Source organism: Streptomyces sp. NPDC006476 (assembly GCF_040612015.1).
In the GTDB taxonomy this organism is placed as follows: domain Bacteria; phylum Actinomycetota; class Actinomycetes; order Streptomycetales; family Streptomycetaceae; genus Streptomyces; species Streptomyces griseorubiginosus_B.
This window is the reverse complement of sequence record NZ_JBEXPK010000029.1, coordinates 92,150-107,803: the sequence shown is the minus strand read 5'-3', so window position 1 is coordinate 107,803 and position 15,654 is coordinate 92,150. Positions and strand designations below refer to the sequence as shown.

At 68.3% G+C, this 15,654-nt stretch carries 14 protein-coding genes; 6 read left to right on the top strand and 8 right to left on the bottom strand.

Features of this window, described 5'->3' with window-relative positions; translation table 11 throughout:
• Nucleotides 1–110 precede the first annotated feature (110 nt).
• The 8 genes from ABZZ74_RS29800 to rpmH all read right to left on the bottom strand — a co-directional run bounded on the left by ABZZ74_RS29800 (nucleotide 111) and on the right by rpmH (nucleotide 6,080).
• A complete protein-coding gene (locus tag ABZZ74_RS29800) occupies nucleotides 111–1,199 on the bottom strand; it encodes a ParB/RepB/Spo0J family partition protein (protein ID WP_356770090.1) in 1,089 nt (362 codons plus the stop codon).
• The gene (locus tag ABZZ74_RS29795) at nucleotides 1,196–2,269 is read right to left on the bottom strand and encodes a ParA family protein (RefSeq protein WP_208780343.1); all 1,074 of its coding nucleotides are present in this window, start codon (nucleotides 2,267–2,269) and stop codon (nucleotides 1,196–1,198) included. The genes ABZZ74_RS29800 and ABZZ74_RS29795 overlap by 4 nt, the downstream gene beginning before the upstream one ends.
• Nucleotides 2,270–2,534: 265 nt before the next feature.
• Complete coding sequence (gene rsmG / locus ABZZ74_RS29790) at nucleotides 2,535–3,251, bottom strand: 16S rRNA (guanine(527)-N(7))-methyltransferase RsmG (protein WP_356770088.1); 717 nt, start codon at nucleotides 3,249–3,251, stop codon at nucleotides 2,535–2,537.
• Nucleotides 3,252–3,369: 118 nt separating this feature from the next.
• Nucleotides 3,370–3,882 carry a R3H domain-containing nucleic acid-binding protein gene (locus ABZZ74_RS29785; protein ID WP_356770086.1) on the bottom strand — a complete coding sequence of 171 codons (513 nt, stop codon included), beginning with the start codon at nucleotides 3,880–3,882 and terminating at the stop codon, nucleotides 3,370–3,372.
• A gap of 15 nt (nucleotides 3,883–3,897) precedes the next feature.
• Nucleotides 3,898–5,172 (bottom strand): membrane protein insertase YidC, encoded by a 1,275-nt coding sequence (yidC, locus tag ABZZ74_RS29780; RefSeq protein WP_356770084.1) that lies wholly within the window; start codon nucleotides 5,170–5,172, stop codon nucleotides 3,898–3,900.
• A gap of 3 nt (nucleotides 5,173–5,175) precedes the next feature.
• Nucleotides 5,176–5,553 carry a membrane protein insertion efficiency factor YidD gene (yidD, locus tag ABZZ74_RS29775; RefSeq protein ID WP_208780332.1) on the bottom strand — a complete coding sequence of 126 codons (378 nt, stop codon included), beginning with the start codon at nucleotides 5,551–5,553 and terminating at the stop codon, nucleotides 5,176–5,178.
• Complete coding sequence (rnpA, locus tag ABZZ74_RS29770) at nucleotides 5,550–5,921, bottom strand: ribonuclease P protein component (protein ID WP_356770082.1); 372 nt, start codon at nucleotides 5,919–5,921, stop codon at nucleotides 5,550–5,552. Before rnpA ends, yidD begins: the two co-directional genes overlap by 4 nt.
• A 21-nt stretch (nucleotides 5,922–5,942) precedes the next feature.
• Nucleotides 5,943–6,080: a 50S ribosomal protein L34 gene (rpmH, locus tag ABZZ74_RS29765; RefSeq protein ID WP_003956500.1), complete on the bottom strand. Its 138-nt coding sequence runs from the start codon at nucleotides 6,078–6,080 to the stop codon at nucleotides 5,943–5,945.
• Between the two features lie 384 nt (nucleotides 6,081–6,464).
• On the opposite strand from rpmH, the gene dnaA reads away from it, so the two are divergent.
• The 6 genes from dnaA (at nucleotide 6,465) to gyrB (ending at nucleotide 15,632) form a co-directional block, all read left to right on the top strand.
• Nucleotides 6,465–8,420, top strand: a complete 1,956-nt coding sequence (dnaA, locus tag ABZZ74_RS29760; RefSeq protein ID WP_356770080.1) for a chromosomal replication initiator protein DnaA — start codon at nucleotides 6,465–6,467, stop codon at nucleotides 8,418–8,420.
• Between the two features lie 860 nt (nucleotides 8,421–9,280).
• On the top strand, nucleotides 9,281–10,411 hold the full coding sequence (gene dnaN / locus ABZZ74_RS29755) for a DNA polymerase III subunit beta (RefSeq protein WP_356770078.1): 1,131 nt from the start codon (nucleotides 9,281–9,283) through the stop codon (nucleotides 10,409–10,411).
• A gap of 181 nt (nucleotides 10,412–10,592) precedes the next feature.
• On the top strand, nucleotides 10,593–11,468 hold the full coding sequence (gnd, locus tag ABZZ74_RS29750) for a phosphogluconate dehydrogenase (NAD(+)-dependent, decarboxylating) (RefSeq protein WP_356770076.1): 876 nt from the start codon (nucleotides 10,593–10,595) through the stop codon (nucleotides 11,466–11,468).
• 52 nt (nucleotides 11,469–11,520) lie between these two features.
• A complete protein-coding gene (gene recF / locus ABZZ74_RS29745) occupies nucleotides 11,521–12,642 on the top strand; it encodes a DNA replication/repair protein RecF (protein ID WP_356770074.1) in 1,122 nt (373 codons plus the stop codon).
• Entirely contained in the window at nucleotides 12,639–13,172 is a 534-nt protein-coding gene (locus ABZZ74_RS29740; protein WP_133048366.1) for a DciA family protein, read from the top strand. Before recF ends, ABZZ74_RS29740 begins: the two co-directional genes overlap by 4 nt.
• A gap of 375 nt (nucleotides 13,173–13,547) precedes the next feature.
• Nucleotides 13,548–15,632 carry a DNA topoisomerase (ATP-hydrolyzing) subunit B gene (gyrB, locus tag ABZZ74_RS29735; protein ID WP_356770072.1) on the top strand — a complete coding sequence of 695 codons (2,085 nt, stop codon included), beginning with the start codon at nucleotides 13,548–13,550 and terminating at the stop codon, nucleotides 15,630–15,632.
• Nucleotides 15,633–15,654 lie beyond the last annotated feature (22 nt).

Genomic DNA, 15,654 nt, shown 5'->3' with positions numbered 1-15,654 from the left:
CATTCCATCGATACCGCCTGAAAGCAAAGAGCGGGCCGTGTCCGTACACACCGGACACGGCCCGCCTCGTTCACCGGCCGAGCGAGACGACTCGGCCTGCCTCGGACTGCCTAGGCCTCGGACTCCTCCGAGTCACCCTCCACCAGGCCCTTCTGCAGGACCGGACCCTCGCCCGGGGCGAGCGTGCCAAGGATTCGCTCGAGGTCCTCCATGGAGGCGAACTCGACCGTGATCTTCCCCTTCTTCTGCCCCAGGTCGACCTTCACCCGCGTCTCGAAGCGGTCCGAGAGCCGGGTCGCCAGGTCGCTGAGCGCCGGGGAGACCCGGGCACCGGCCCGCGGGCCCTTGGAGCGCTGAGCCGTCTGCGGCCGCGAGCCCATGAGGGTCACGATCTCCTCGACGGCCCGGACGGAGAGACCCTCGGCCACGATCCGGTGGGCGAGTCGGTCCTGCTCCTCCGAGTCCTCGACAGACAGCAGCGCCCTGGCGTGACCGGCGGAGAGGACGCCTGCGGCGACCCGCCGCTGGACCGCCGGCGAGAGCTTCAGCAGACGCAGGGTGTTGGAGACCTGAGGGCGGGAGCGACCGATGCGGTCGGCCAGCTGGTCGTGCGTGCAGTTGAAGTCCTTCAGAAGCTGGTCGTAGGCCGCGGCCTCTTCCAGCGGGTTCAGCTGCGCGCGGTGCAGGTTCTCCAGAAGGGCGTCCAGGAGAAGCTTGTCGTCCTCCGTGGCCCGCACGATCGCCGGAATCGCCTCGAGACCGGCCTCACGGCTGGCCCGCCAGCGCCGCTCACCCATGATGAGCTCATAGCGCGCGGGGCCGACCTGCCGAACGACGACCGGCTGGAGGAGGCCGACCTCCTTGATGGAGGTGACGAGTTCCTGCAGCGCGTCCTCGTCGAAGACGTCACGCGGCTGGCGCGGGTTCGGGCTGATGGAGTCGAGGGGAAGTTCCGCGAAGTGGGCGCCCATGGGAGGCGCGGGCGTCTCCGCGGCGCCGTACAGCGACGGCTCCTCGGTTTCATGTGAAACAGGCGGCAGCGTGGCCACCTTCGCCGCGGCCACTCCGCGGTCGGTCGTCAGCACCGGAACCGATGCGGGGGACGCGGAAGCCGCAGCCGGGGCCGGCGTCTTCTCCGTCGGGGCCGCGGGGATCAGTGCGCCGAGACCACGGCCCAAACCCCTCCGTCGCTCGCTCACTGAATCCCCTCCACCATGCTCGGGTTGCTCTGGGCGCCGATATGGGCCTGCGTCGGGTCGTAGCTGACGCCGACACCCTTCAGAGCGATTTCTCGTGCCGCCTCAAGATAGGACAAGGCACCGCTGGACCCCGGATCATAGGTCAGCACTGTCTGTCCGTAGCTCGGCGCCTCGGAGATGCGGACCGAGCGGGGAATGCTCGTTCGCAGCACCTCGTCGCCGAAGTGGGTGCGCACCTCTTCCGCGACCTGCGACGCGAGTCGCGTCCGGCCGTCGTACATGGTGAGCAGGATCGTCGAGACATGCAGGGCGGGGTTGAGGTGCCCCCGCACCAGGTCGACGTTGCGCAGCAGTTGCCCCAGACCCTCCAGCGCGTAGTACTCACACTGGATCGGGATGAGCACCTCCGCGCCGGCGACCAACGCGTTGACCGTCAGCAGACCGAGTGAAGGCGGGCAGTCGATGAGGATGTAGTCCAGCGGATGCTCGTACGCCTGGATCGCCCGCTGCAGTCGGCTCTCCCGTGCCACCAGGGACACCAGCTCGATCTCCGCACCGGCGAGATCGATGGTGGCGGGCGCGCAGAAGAGTCCTTCGACATCGGGGACGGGCTGGACGACTTCGGCCAGCGGTTTGCTGTCGATCAGCACGTCGTAGATGGACGGCACTTCGGCGTGGTGGTCGATTCCCAGGGCCGTGGACGCGTTGCCCTGGGGGTCGAGGTCGACCACGAGGACACGGCCACCGTGCACGGCCAGCGATGCGGCGAGGTTGACCGTAGTCGTCGTCTTCCCCACGCCGCCCTTCTGGTTGGCGACCACGATGATGCGGGTCTGCTCGGGCCGTGGCAGGCCCTCGCCGGCGCGATTCAGCGCCTCCACCGCCAGTTGGGCAGCACGACCGATCGGAGTGTCGTCCATCGGGGGCGGTGTTTCACGTGAAACATCCTCCCCCATCGACTCGGTACGGGGACCGGGGACCGGATCGGTCATCGGTCCCGCGATGTTGGCGTCGGACCGCAAGGATTCACTCTCCTCGACTTCAGGCTCGCAATGAACAGAGCCTCCCATGTCTTCGGGGTTGTGAACCAGTGAGGCCTGTTGTTCTGTGGAGAAATCCACCTCTGTGGACAACTCCACACCCTCATCGAGTGAACCTAGGGGCTTTCGGTCGCGGGGTTCGGCCGCAGCGCGGCCCCGGCTGATGATGCCGTGCAGCAGTGAGCGACGTTTCACGTGAAACACGATGCACAGCAGCCGTGATCGAACTGTCGCGACACTCCGGCGTGCGCAGGTTTGGCAGCTTGTGTGGAGTACGTCTCGTCGTCAGGACGGATCAGCGGCGTCGACGCGCGCGACCGGTGCGAGCAGCCTTCGCACGCTTGGCCGCGAACCGCACACCGCCGGGGCTCTCCCCGACCTCGACCCGGACGACCGTGGACAAGGGATCCACCAATCCCTCACCCACATGCAGGATGGAGGTCTGCACGGCACCGAGCTTGCTGAGCGCTGTGGCGGCGCTCTTGAGCTCCTCCTCCGCGGTGTCCCCCTTGAGCGCCAGCATCTCGCCGTAGGGGCGCAGCAGCGGGATTCCCCAGGTGGCCAGCCGGTCCAACGGGGCCACCGCTCGCGCCGTCACCACATGGACCGGAGTGAGCTTGCCCATGACCTCCTCGGCACGGCCGCGGACGACCGTCACATGCTCCAGCCCCAGCAGTTCCACGACCTCGGTGAGGAAGGTGGTCCGCCGCAGCAAGGGCTCCAGCAGCGTGATCTTCAGGTCCTCTCGGACGAGCGCCAGGGGAATGCCCGGCAGGCCGGCCCCGGATCCGACATCGCACACGGTGACGCCCTCGGGTACGACCTCCGAGAGCACCGCGCAGTTCAGCAGATGCCGCTCCCACAGGCGGGGCACTTCCCGTGGGCCGATCAGCCCCCGCTGCACGCCCGCCTCGGCGAGCAGCTCCGCATAGCGCACCGCGTCCGCGAAGCGATCGCCGAACACCTCACGCGCATGCTCGGGCGCAGGGGGGAGCTCCGCTGCCTCCGTCACGGGGACCGTCCTTCCGTACCGCACCGGCGCACCCGGCGCCGACCACCAGAACTATCAGGCTGACAAGGACCGGCCCCGTCTGCGCAACAGACGGGGCCGGAGGGACGTAGGGGACCGATCAGGCGGGAAGCACGACGACGAAGCGCTGCGGCTCCTCGCCCTCGGACTCGCTGCGCAGGCCCGCGGCCTTGACCGCGTCATGCACCACCTTGCGCTCGAACGGCGTCATCGGCTGCAGCTTCACCGGCTCGCCGGTGTTCCTCACATCGGCGGCCGCCTTGGCACCCAGCTCGGACAGCTCGGTACGCTTCTTGGCCCGGTAGCCCGCGATGTCCAGCATCAGCCGGCTGCGGTCCCCGGTCTCCCGGTGGACGGCCAGGCGCGTCAGCTCCTGCAGCGCCTCCAGCACCTCGCCGTCACGGCCGACCAGCTTCTGCAGGTCTCGGCTCCCCGCGTCGCTGATGATCGAGACAGCGGCGCGGTCGGCCTCGACGTCCATGTCGATGTCGCCGTCGAGATCGGCGATGTCCAGCAGACCCTCGAGGTAGTCCGCCGCGATCTCGCCCTCCTGCTCCAGGCGGGTCAGGGTGTCTGCACCCTCGGCAGCGGCGGAGGTGGTGCCTTCCGTCACGGGATGGGCTCCTTCTTACTTCTTGGACGGGGACTTGGGGCGCTGCGGGCCTTTGCGCTGCCCGGACTGGGCCTTGCTGCGGGTGCCGGCGCCGGGCTGTTGCGCGGCCTTCTTGGCAGGGGCGGCAGGCTTGGCGTCCTCAGGCTCGTCGGACTTGCTCAGCGAGGTGGTCTCACCGGCCGGCTTGGCGCCGCCGGTCTGCCGCTGGGCCTTGGTCTGACGCTTGGGCTGCTGGCGCTTGGGGGCGGCGGTGCCGGTCGTCGTCGGCGTACCGTCCTCGGTCTGGACCGCCACGGCGCTGTCGCTCTTCACCACGGTGCCGTCGGCCTGGGCCGCGAGGCCCGCCTTGTTCAGACCGTTGATGAACTTGCGCTCGAACTCGTTGCGGTCGCGGCCCTTGGCGACGATCGCCTTGACGATCGTCTTCTCGCTGCGGCGACGGACCTTGCCGTGCTGCGTGACGTGCTTGTTGAGGCGCTCCAGGTAGGCGGCCTGGGCCTTGGAACCCGGGGTGGGGTTGTTGTGGATGACGTACATCTGCTGGCCCATGGTCCACACGTTGGTGGTCAGCCAGTAGACGAGGACACCGACCGGGAAGTTGATGCCGAAGACGGCGAACATGACCGGGAAGACGTACATCAGCATCTTCTGCTGCTGCATGAACGGCGTCTTCACCGTGGTGTCGACGTTCTTCGTCATCAGCTGGCGCTGCGTGTAGAACTGCGAGGCCGACATCAGGACGATCATGAGCGCGGTGACGACCCGTACGTCGGTGACCGTGGCGCCCAGGGCGTGGACGGTGGCGGCGCCGTCCTTGAACTTCGCGGCGAGCGGCGCCCCGAAGATGTGCGCCTTACGGGCGCTGGCCAGCAGCGAGTCGTTGATGACGCCGATGGTCTTGCCCGAGGCGATGCCGTTGAGCACGTGGTACAGGGCGAAGAAGAACGGGGACTGCGCCAGGATGGGAAGGCACGAGGAGAGCGGGTTGGTGCCCGTCTCCTTGTACAGCTTCATCATCTCTTCGGACTGACGCTGTTTGTCGTTCTTGTAGCGCTCCTGGATCTTCTTCATCTCCGGCTGGAGCGTCTGCATGGCCCGCGTCGACTTGATCTGCTTCACGAAGAGCGGGATCAGGCAGATACGGATCAGGATCACCAGGGACACGATCGACAGGCCCCAGGCCCACCCGGTGTCGGGGCCGAAGATGGCGCCGTACATCTTGTGGAACTGGACGATGACCCATGAGACGGGTGTCGTGATGAAGCTGAAGAGGCTGGCAATCGTGTCCACTAATCATGCTCCTTGGGCATGGGACGAGGTCTCTGCGGCCGGGCTCGAAGGAGGATTCTCTTCGGTGCTCGAAACAGGATTCTCTTCGGTGACCGGTTCGGCGGCGGAGGGCCCGCCCCTGCGTGCGCGCCAGGCGTCACGCAGCATTTCGTGCCACCGCGGGCGCTTGCGCTCAGGGACATGGTCCACACCGCCCAGCGACCACGGATTGCACCGCAGGATGCGCCAGGCCGTGAGCGCCGTGCCCTTGATGGCGCCGTGGCGGTCGATGGCCGTGTAGCCGTAGTGGGAACACGACGGGTAGTACTTGCACACCGGTCCGAGCAGCGGACTGATCGTCCACTGGTACAGCTTGATCAGAGCCAGCAGCGGGTACTTCATCGCGCGCCCCCTCCCAGCAGCCGCTCCAGGGCGGCATCCAGGTCTCGGGCCAGTTGTGCATGGTCGGCGTCGCCCGCACCGGGCAGCGCTCGTACGACTACCAGGCTACCGGGGGGAAACAGGGCGACTCGATCGCGCATCAGATGACGAAGCCTGCGCTTCACCTTGTTGCGGACGACCGCTCCGCCCACGGCCTTGCTCACGACGAAACCCGCACGCGTCGGGGGAGCGCTCTCCCCAGGCACGTGCGGGTCCGTGGCACCGCTACGAAGGTGGACGACGAGGGACGGGCGGCCGGCCCGGCGCCCTCGTCGTACCGCGGTCGCGAAGTCCTCGCGCCGCCTCAGCCGGTTCTCGGTGGGCAGCACGACGGCATGACCTGACCGGGATCAGGCGGACAGACGGGCGCGACCCTTGCTACGGCGGGACGCGAGAATCGCGCGGCCGGCACGGGTGCGCATACGCAGCCGGAAGCCGTGGGTCTTCGCGCGACGACGGTTGTTCGGCTGGAAGGTGCGCTTGCTCACTCGGGGGCTCCAGAAATCAAATCGGTGGTTGCGGGTGCCGTCCTGGCTGTCACCGTGCGCCCACGAGTAGCTCGCAGTTACGCCCGAGTGCACCGCTTCCCGATCACCTTCAGCGATCTGTGCCCTTCGGAGGCAGGCGGCAGCAGCCATCGACAACTCGACCTGGTTACGGTACGCGCGGCTACGCCATCCGGTCAAACCAGGAGTGACGGAGAGACACTATCCACAGCCTGGGGACAACAACTTGAACCGCACCCGTCGCCCTGACTACCGTGGCTGAACTCCGATTCGTTCCCTTGACCCCTTGTCCTTGGCTCCACCCCATTTGAATCCCGACCCGTCCCACAACCACACGTTCGTGGGACTCGTGAGAGAGCGTGCCCTGTGGCTGACGTACCTGCCGATCTTGCCGCAGTGTGGCCACGAGTACTGGAGCAGCTTCTCGGCGAGGGGCGCGGGCAGGGTGTGGAGACGAAGGACGAGCACTGGATCCGGCGCTGCCAGCCGCTCGCGCTCGTCGCGGACACCGCCCTGCTCGCCGTACCGAACGAGTTCGCGAAGGGTGTGCTCGAGGGGCGCCTCGCGCCGATCGTCAGCGAGACGCTGAGCCGCGAGTGCGGCCGTCCGATCCGTATCGCGATCACCGTCGACGACTCCGCCGGCGAACCCCCGGCCCCGCCGGCGCCCCCGGTCCGCTCCCAGCCGCGCTACGAGGAACCGGAACTGCCCTCGGGCCAGTACGACGGCTCCTACGACAACCAGTACGAGGGATACGGCCGCCACCGCGCCGACGATCGCCACCAGACCCGCGCCGAGCAGCTGCCCGGCGGCCCGGGCGACCAGCTGCCGCCCCCGCGCGCGGACCAGCTCCCCAGCCCGCGTCCGGCCTACCCCTCCGAGTACCAGCGTCCCGAGCCCGGGGCCTGGCCGCGCCCCTCCCAGGACGAGTACAGCTGGCAGCAGCAGCGCCTCGGATTTCCGGAGCGCGACCCCTACGCCTCTCCGTCGCAGGAGTCCTACGGCTCCCCGCAGGACTCCTACGCCCCGCCGTCCCAGGACTACCGTCCGCAGTCGATGGAAAGGCCGCCCTACGACGGCCAGCGCCCCGACTACGAGCAGCCGCGCCCGGACTACGACCGCGACGGCAGGAGCGAGTACGACCGCGCCCCCCGCCGGGAGCTGCCCGAGCCGCCGTCCGGCTCGGGGCACGTCCACCGCGGCGGCCCCGTCGGCCCCAATCTGCCCACCACCGGCGCCCCCGGCCCGCTGGCCGCGAAGCCCGCGCCGGCCACCGGTCCCGGTGAGCCCACCGCGCGCCTGAACCCGAAGTACCTCTTCGACACGTTCGTCATCGGCGCCTCCAACCGCTTCGCGCACGCGGCCGCGGTTGCCGTCGCCGAAGCACCGGCGAAGGCCTACAACCCCCTGTTCATCTACGGGGAGTCGGGCCTCGGCAAGACCCACCTGCTGCACGCCATCGGGCACTACGCGCGCAGCCTCTACCCGGGCACGCGCGTGCGATATGTGAGCTCGGAGGAGTTCACCAACGAGTTCATCAACTCCATCCGCGACGGCAAGGGCGATAGCTTCCGCAAGCGCTACCGCGAGATGGACATCCTGCTCGTCGACGACATCCAGTTCCTCGCGGACAAGGAGTCGACGCAGGAGGAGTTCTTCCACACCTTCAACACGCTCCACAACGCCAACAAGCAGATCGTGCTCTCCAGCGACCGGCCGCCCAAGCAGCTGGTCACGCTGGAGGACCGGCTGCGGAACCGTTTCGAGTGGGGTCTCATCACCGACGTCCAGCCGCCCGAGCTGGAGACGCGCATCGCGATCCTGCGCAAGAAGGCGGTGCAGGAGCAGCTCAACGCCCCGCCGGAGGTACTGGAGTTCATCGCCTCCCGCATCTCGCGCAACATCCGCGAGCTGGAGGGCGCGCTGATCCGGGTGACGGCGTTCGCCTCGCTCAACCGGCAGCCGGTGGACCTGGGTCTGACCGAGATCGTCCTCAAGGACCTGATCCCCGGCGGCGAGGACTCCGCTCCCGAGATCACGGCCTCCGCCATCATGGCGGAGACCGCGCAGTACTTCGGGCTGACGGTGGAGGACCTGTGCGGCACCTCGCGCGGCCGGGCCCTGGTCACCGCCCGGCAGATCGCCATGTACCTGTGCCGTGAGCTGACCGACCTCTCGCTGCCGAAGATCGGCGCGCAGTTCGGCAACCGCGACCACACGACCGTCATGCACGCGGACCGCAAGATCCGCAATCTGATGGCCGAGCGACGCTCCATCTACAACCAGGTGACGGAACTGACGAACCGCATCAAGAACGGCTGATCCAGCCGCACTCACGCCGTCGAGGGCGCCCCCGGGGACCGATCCCGGGGGCGCCCTTCGTCGTCCCGCGGACACCCGGTGTTCGATTAACCGCCGGGTTACGGCCTCTCTCCACAGATCCGCTGACTTTTTCCCGTCCACATCCTGGGGACTGCGAAGTTGTCCAGATCACGGTCCACAGGCAGCCTGTCGAAAGACGATCACCCCAGTTCAGGTGGCTGTGGATTCGTGGACGGAGGATCTCCACAGACTGTGGACAGCCGGAAGATCCACAGGCTGTGCATCGAGTTGTCCACCGGCAACCCACAGGTCGGGCCCTGTTGTCCCCAGCGAATCGCCACTTCTCCACATGCCTGTCCACTGTTCGGCAACGTGACGCGCCTGATCACCGCGTCGAGTGAAAGGCGTCACACGAAGGTGCCGGGTTGGGCTGTGGGAAACGTGGGTAAAGCTGGGGACGGCACTGGGGAGAAGTCGCCTCAGGCTGTGCACGGGGTGTGCAGAACTTTCCGTTCTCCACAGAACCCCGGAGTTGTCCACCGCCTCCGCCCACAGGGCCAGTGGACAAAATCTCGCCTCTGAGCTGGGAAAACGGGGTTATCCACGGTATCCACAGCCCCTACTACTACTCCCGACTAGAGAGAGCGAGAAGTTCGTTTCGAAGAGGGTCCTGTGCACAACTCGCCGTCCGGCTCCCGGCTGCCCCTCGTCACGACTTGACCCCGACGGGCACCTACTGTCAGTGCCGTGCGTCAGACTGTTCCCCGGTGTCCTTCCCGTCACAGGGGCCGACGACACCGAGACAGACGACGAAGCCAGGCAGGCCGTAGAAGCGCCGGCAACAGCAGGAGGCGGCAACAGTGAAGATCCGGGTGGAACGCGACGTACTCGCGGAGGCAGTGGCCTGGGCGGCACGCAGCCTCCCGGCCCGTCCGCCGGCGCCTGTCCTCGCCGGCCTCCTGCTGAAGGCCGAGGACGGGGCCCTGAGCCTGTCCAGCTTCGACTACGAGGTCTCCGCGCGGGTGTCGGTGGAGGCGGAGGTCGAGGAGGAGGGCACGGTCCTCGTCTCCGGCCGCCTGCTCGCCGACATCTGCCGCGCGCTCCCCAACCGCCCGGTGGAGATTTCCACAGACGGTGTACGGGCGACGGTGGTCTGTGGCTCCTCGCGGTTCACACTCCACACCCTGCCTGTGGAGGAGTACCCGTCCCTGCCGCAGATGCCGAACGCGACGGGCACCGTGCCGGGCGAGGTCTTCGCCTCCGCTGCCGCCCAGGTGGCCATCGCCGCCGGCCGTGACGACACGCTGCCCGTCCTCACCGGTGTGCGCATCGAGATCGAGGGCGACACGGTCACGCTTGCCTCCACCGACCGCTACCGCTTCGCGGTCCGCGAGTTCCTGTGGAAGCCGGAGAACCCGGAGGCCTCCGCGGTCGCCCTGGTGCCCGCCAAGACGCTCCTGGACACGGCCAAGGCGCTGACCAGCGGTGACAGCGTGACCCTGGCGCTGTCCGGCTCGGGCGCGGGCGAGGGCCTGATCGGTTTCGAGGGCGCCGGGCGGCGCACGACCACCCGTCTTCTCGAGGGCGACCTCCCGAAGTACCGCACGCTGTTCCCGACGGAGTTCAACTCGATCGCCGTGATCGAGACCGCCCCGTTCGTGGAGGCCGTCAAGCGCGTGGCCCTGGTCGCCGAGCGCAACACCCCGGTGCGGCTCAGCTTCGAGCAGGGCGTGCTCATCCTGGAGGCCGGCTCCAGCGACGACGCACAGGCTGTGGAGAGGGTCGACGCGCAGCTGGAGGGCGACGACATCTCGATCGCCTTCAACCCGACCTTCCTGCTGGACGGCCTGAGCGCGATCGACTCCCCCGTCGCCCAGCTCTCCTTCACCACGTCCACGAAGCCCGCCCTGCTGAGCGGCAAGCCGGCCCTGGACGCGGAGGCGGACGAGGCCTACAAGTACTTGATCATGCCGGTCCGGCTGAGCGGCTGACGCGGCGGGAGTTGTCCACAGGCCGTGGAGAAGGTCTTCCCGGCCTTGGGAAAACCCGCAGGTCGGGGCGTACATCTGAGCGTGTATGCCCACAGCTGTGCGTGAGCGTCCGGGTTTAGGCTCGGACGTGGGTACGAACAGGTGCCTCACACGCCACACAGCAACCTAAGGATCAACACTGATGGAGCTCGGTCTCGTCGGCCTCGGCAAGATGGGCGGCAACATGCGCGAGCGGATCCGCCGCGCGGGCCACACCGTCGTCGGATACGACCGCAACCCGGACGTCGCGGATGTCCACAGCCTGAAAGAGCTTGTGGAGAGCCTCGCGGCCCCGCGCGTGGTCTGGGTGATGGTCCCGGCCGGTGCCCCCACCCAGTCGACGATCGACGAGTTGGCCGAGCTTCTTGAGCCGGGCGACGTCGTCGTGGACGGCGGCAACTCCCGCTGGACGGACGACGAGAAGCACGCCGAGGAGCTCGCGGCCAAGGGCATAGGCTTCGTCGACTGCGGTGTCTCCGGCGGCGTCTGGGGCCTGGAGAACGGCTACGCGCTGATGTACGGCGGCGACGCGGAGAACGTCGCCAAGGTGCGGCCGGTCTTCGACGCCCTCAAGCCCGAAGGGACGTTCGGCGCGGTGCACGCCGGCAAGGTCGGCGCGGGCCACTTCGCGAAGATGGTCCACAACGGCATCGAGTACGCGATGATGCAGGCCTACGCCGAGGGCTGGGAGCTGCTGGAGAAGGTCGACTCCGTCACGGACGTGCGCGAGGTCTTCCGCTCCTGGCAGGAGGGCACGGTCATCCGTTCCTGGCTGCTGGACCTGGCGGTCAACGCCCTCGACGCGGACGAGCACCTGGACAGGCTGAAGGGTTTTGCACAGGACTCCGGCGAGGGACGCTGGACTGTGGAAGCAGCCATCGACAACGCCGTGCCGCTCCCGGCGATCACGGCCTCCCTCTTCGCGCGGTTCGCGTCGCGCCAGGAGGACTCTCCGCAGATGAAGATGATCGCGGCGCTGCGGAACCAGTTCGGCGGCCACGCGGTCGAGACGAAGTAATCCACAGGGCTGCGCGAGCAGTCCACAACCTGGGGGAGGTCGGCGACCGACCATGCACGTCACGCATCTGTCGCTGGCCGACTTCCGCTCGTACGCCCGGGTCGAAGTCCCGCTCGACCCGGGCGTCACCGCCTTCGTCGGCCCCAACGGCCAGGGCAAGACCAACCTCGTCGAGGCGGTCGGCTACCTCGCCACCCTCGGCAGCCACCGGGTCGCCTCCGACGCCCCCCTGGTGCGCGTGGGCGCCGACCGTGCGGTGATCCGGGCACAGGTCAGGCAGGGCGAGCGGCAGCAGCTGGTCGAGCTGGAGCTGAACCCCGGCAAGGCCAACCGGGCCCGCATCAACAGGTCCTCGCAGGTCAGACCTCGTGACGTGCTCGGCATCGTACGGACCGTGCTGTTCGCGCCCGAGGATCTCGCCCTGGTCAAGGGCGACCCCGGCGAGCGGCGTCGTTTCCTCGACGAGCTGATCACCGCCCGTTCCCCGCGCATGGCCGGCGTCCGCTCCGACTACGAGCGGGTGCTCAAGCAGCGCAACACCCTGCTGAAGTCGGCCGCCCTCGCCCGGCGGCACGGTGGCCGTTCCATGGATCTGTCCACCCTGGACGTGTGGGACCAGCATCTCGCCCGCGTGGGCGCCGAGTTGCTCGCACAGCGCCTCGACCTGATCGCCGCGCTCCAGCCGCTCGCCGACAAGGCCTACGAGCAACTGGCCCCCGGCGGCGGCCCGATCGCCCTCGACTACAAGCCGTCGGCACCCGGTGAGGCACACACGCGCGAGGACCTGTACGAGCAGTTGACGGCGGCGCTCGTCGAGGCGCGCAAGCAGGAGATCGAGCGGGGCGTCACCCTCGTGGGACCGCACCGGGACGATCTGCTGCTCAAACTGGGCCAGTTGCCGGCCAAGGGCTACGCCTCGCACGGCGAGTCCTGGTCGTACGCGCTGGCGCTGCGCCTGGCCTCCTACGACCTGCTGCGCGCCGAGGGCAACGAACCGGTGCTGGTCCTCGACGACGTCTTCGCCGAGTTGGACACCCGCCGCCGGGAACGGCTGGCCGAACTGGTCGCGCCCGGCGAGCAGGTGCTGGTGACGGCCGCGGTAGACGACGACGTACCGCACGTGCTGGCGGGTACCCGGTTCTCCGTGGCGGACGGGACGGTGGAGCGCGTATGACGGACCGGGAACCCACCCCTGACAAGCCCGCCGAGCCCAGTGGCGTCGACCTCGCGCGCGTGGCGCTCAGGGCGGCGAAGGAAGCGGCACGCGCGCGGGGGGACGCGGCGCAGCAGAAGAAGCAGGCGCGGCGCGGGGGACTGCGCTCCGGCGCGCGCGCCGACGGACGCGACCCCATGGCGCTGGGCGCCGCGATCAACCGGCTGATCACCGAACGGGGTTGGGAGACGCCGGCCGCGGTGGGCGGGGTGATGGGCCGTTGGCCGCAGATCGTCGGCGAGGACGTGGCCAAGCACTGCGTACCGGAGAAGTACGACGAGGACGAGCGGGTGCTCTTCGTGCGCTGCGACTCCACGGCCTGGGCGACGAACCTGCGCCTGCTGGCCCCCACCCTGGTCGCCCGGCTCAACGAGGACCTGGGGCACGGTGCGGTGAGGGTGATCAAGGTGAACGGCCCCAGTGGCCCCTCCCGTCGCTACGGTCCCCTGCGCGCCCCGGGCAGCACCGGACCCGGCGATACCTACGGGTGACAGACCTCACATCCGGGCCCCCCGCGGCGGTGCCGTCGTACCGCCGGGGGGCGCCTTGTCGTACGACCGCACGCGGTTGCGAATCGCGACCTGACTCCCAAGTAGCCAGGGGTTGACAGCCGAAAGCGCTGAGTGCCTGCGTGAGCCTCTTGGAGCCCCGCTCCGCATATGGGGAGTCGGACGAGACCGGTTGAGGGCGCCACATGAGGACTCAGGTACCGGCAAACCCCCATCACTGTCGGCGCTACCGGTAGACTGGAAGCTAATCCCGCCCCATTCGTGGGGACCGCCCGGGAAAAGCTGAGCAACGCTGATCAAGGCTTACCGACGCAACATGCCGCAGCCGCTCCGGCAACCCGCCGACGAGCCCGGCTCGTGCTGTGCCAGAAAGGGCGCTTCGTGGCCGATTCCGGCAACCCCAACGAGAACATCCCGTCCACCGACGCCGGCGAGAACGGCGCGGTGACCTCGTCGAACGGCGAGGCCACCGCCTCGTACGACGCCAGCGCCATCACCGTCCTCGAGGGGCTGGACGCGGTCCGCAAGCGCCCCGGTATGTACATCGGTTCGACCGGTGAGCGGGGGCTGCACCACCTCGTGTACGAGGTCGTCGACAACTCGGTCGACGAGGCACTGGCCGGCTACGCGGACACCATCGACGTCACGATCCTCCCGGACGGCGGCGTGCGCGTCGTCGACAACGGTCGTGGCATCCCGGTGGGCATCGTCGCCTCAGAGGGCAAGCCGGCCCTCGAGGTCGTGCTGACCGTGCTGCACGCGGGCGGCAAGTTCGGCGGCGGCGGCTACGCGGTCTCCGGCGGTCTGCACGGCGTGGGTGTCTCCGTCGTGAACGCGCTGTCGTCGAAGGTCGCCGTCGAGGTGAGGACCGACGGTCACCGCTGGACGCAGGACTACAAGTTGGGCGTCCCGACGGCGCCGCTGGCCAAGCACGAGGCCATCGAGGAGACCGGCACCTCGGTCACCTTCTGGGCCGACCCGGACATCTTCGAGACCACCGAGTACTCCTTCGAGACGCTCTCGCGGCGCTTCCAGGAGATGGCGTTCCTCAACAAGGGTTTGACGATCAAACTCACTGACGAGCGCGAGTCGGCGAAGGCGACCTCCGGTGCCGACGAGGCCGGTGCGGACGAGAAGGCCGAGGTCAAGACCGTCACGTACCACTACGAGGGCGGCATCGTCGACTTCGTGAAGTACCTCAACTCCCGCAAGGGAGACGTGGTGCACAACACCGTCATCGACCTCGAGGCGGAGGACAAGGACAAGAGCCTGTCCCTCGAGGTCGCGATGCAGTGGAACAGCGGTTACAGCGAGGGCGTGTACTCCTTCGCCAACATCATCCACACGCACGAGGGCGGCACGCACGAGGAGGGCTTCCGCGCGGCCCTGACCTCGCTCATCAACAAGTACGCGCGCGACAAGAAGCTGCTGCGCGAGAAGGACGACAACCTCACGGGTGACGACATCCGCGAGGGTCTGACCGCGATCATCTCGGTGAAGCTGAGCGAGCCGCAGTTCGAGGGCCAGACGAAGACCAAGCTCGGCAACACGGAGGCCAAGACCTTCGTGCAGCGGGCGGTCTACGAGCACCTCAACGACTGGCTGGACCGCAACCCGGTCGAGGCGGCGGACATCATCCGCAAGGGCATCCAGGCGGCCACCGCGCGCGTGGCGGCCCGCAAGGCCCGTGACCTGACCCGCCGCAAGGGCCTGCTGGAGTCGGCGTCGCTGCCGGGCAAGCTCTCGGACTGCCAGTCGAACGATCCGACCAAGTGCGAGATCTTCATCGTCGAGGGTGACTCCGCCGGCGGCTCGGCCAAGTCCGGCCGCAACCCGCAGTACCAGGCGATCCTCCCGATCCGCGGCAAGATCCTCAACGTCGAGAAGGCCAGGATCGACAAGATCCTGCAGAACCAGGAGATCCAGGCGCTGATCTCGGCCTTCGGCACCGGAGTTCACGAGGACTTCGACATCGAGAAGCTGCGCTATCACAAGATCATCCTGATGGCGGACGCCGACGTCGACGGCCAGCACATCAGCACCCTGCTGCTGACCTTCCTGTTCCGCTTCATGCGCCCGCTGGTCGAGGCCGGACACGTGTTCCTGTCGCGTCCCCCGCTCTACAAGCTCAAGTGGGGCCGGGACGAGGTCGAGTACGCCTACTCCGACCGCGAGCGCGACGCCCTGGTGGAGCTCGGCCGGCAGCGCGGCAAGCGCATCAAGGAAGACACCATCCAGCGCTTCAAGGGCCTCGGTGAGATGAACGCCGAGGAGCTGCGCGTGACGACCATGGACCAGGAGCACCGCGTGCTCGGCCAGGTCACCCTCGATGACGCCGCCCAGGCCGACGACCTGTTCTCGGTGCTGATGGGCGAGGACGTCGAGGCCCGGCGCCAGTTCATCCAGCGCAACGCCAAGGACGTCCGCTTCCTCGACATCTGAGTCGGTCTCAGCTGACCGCACC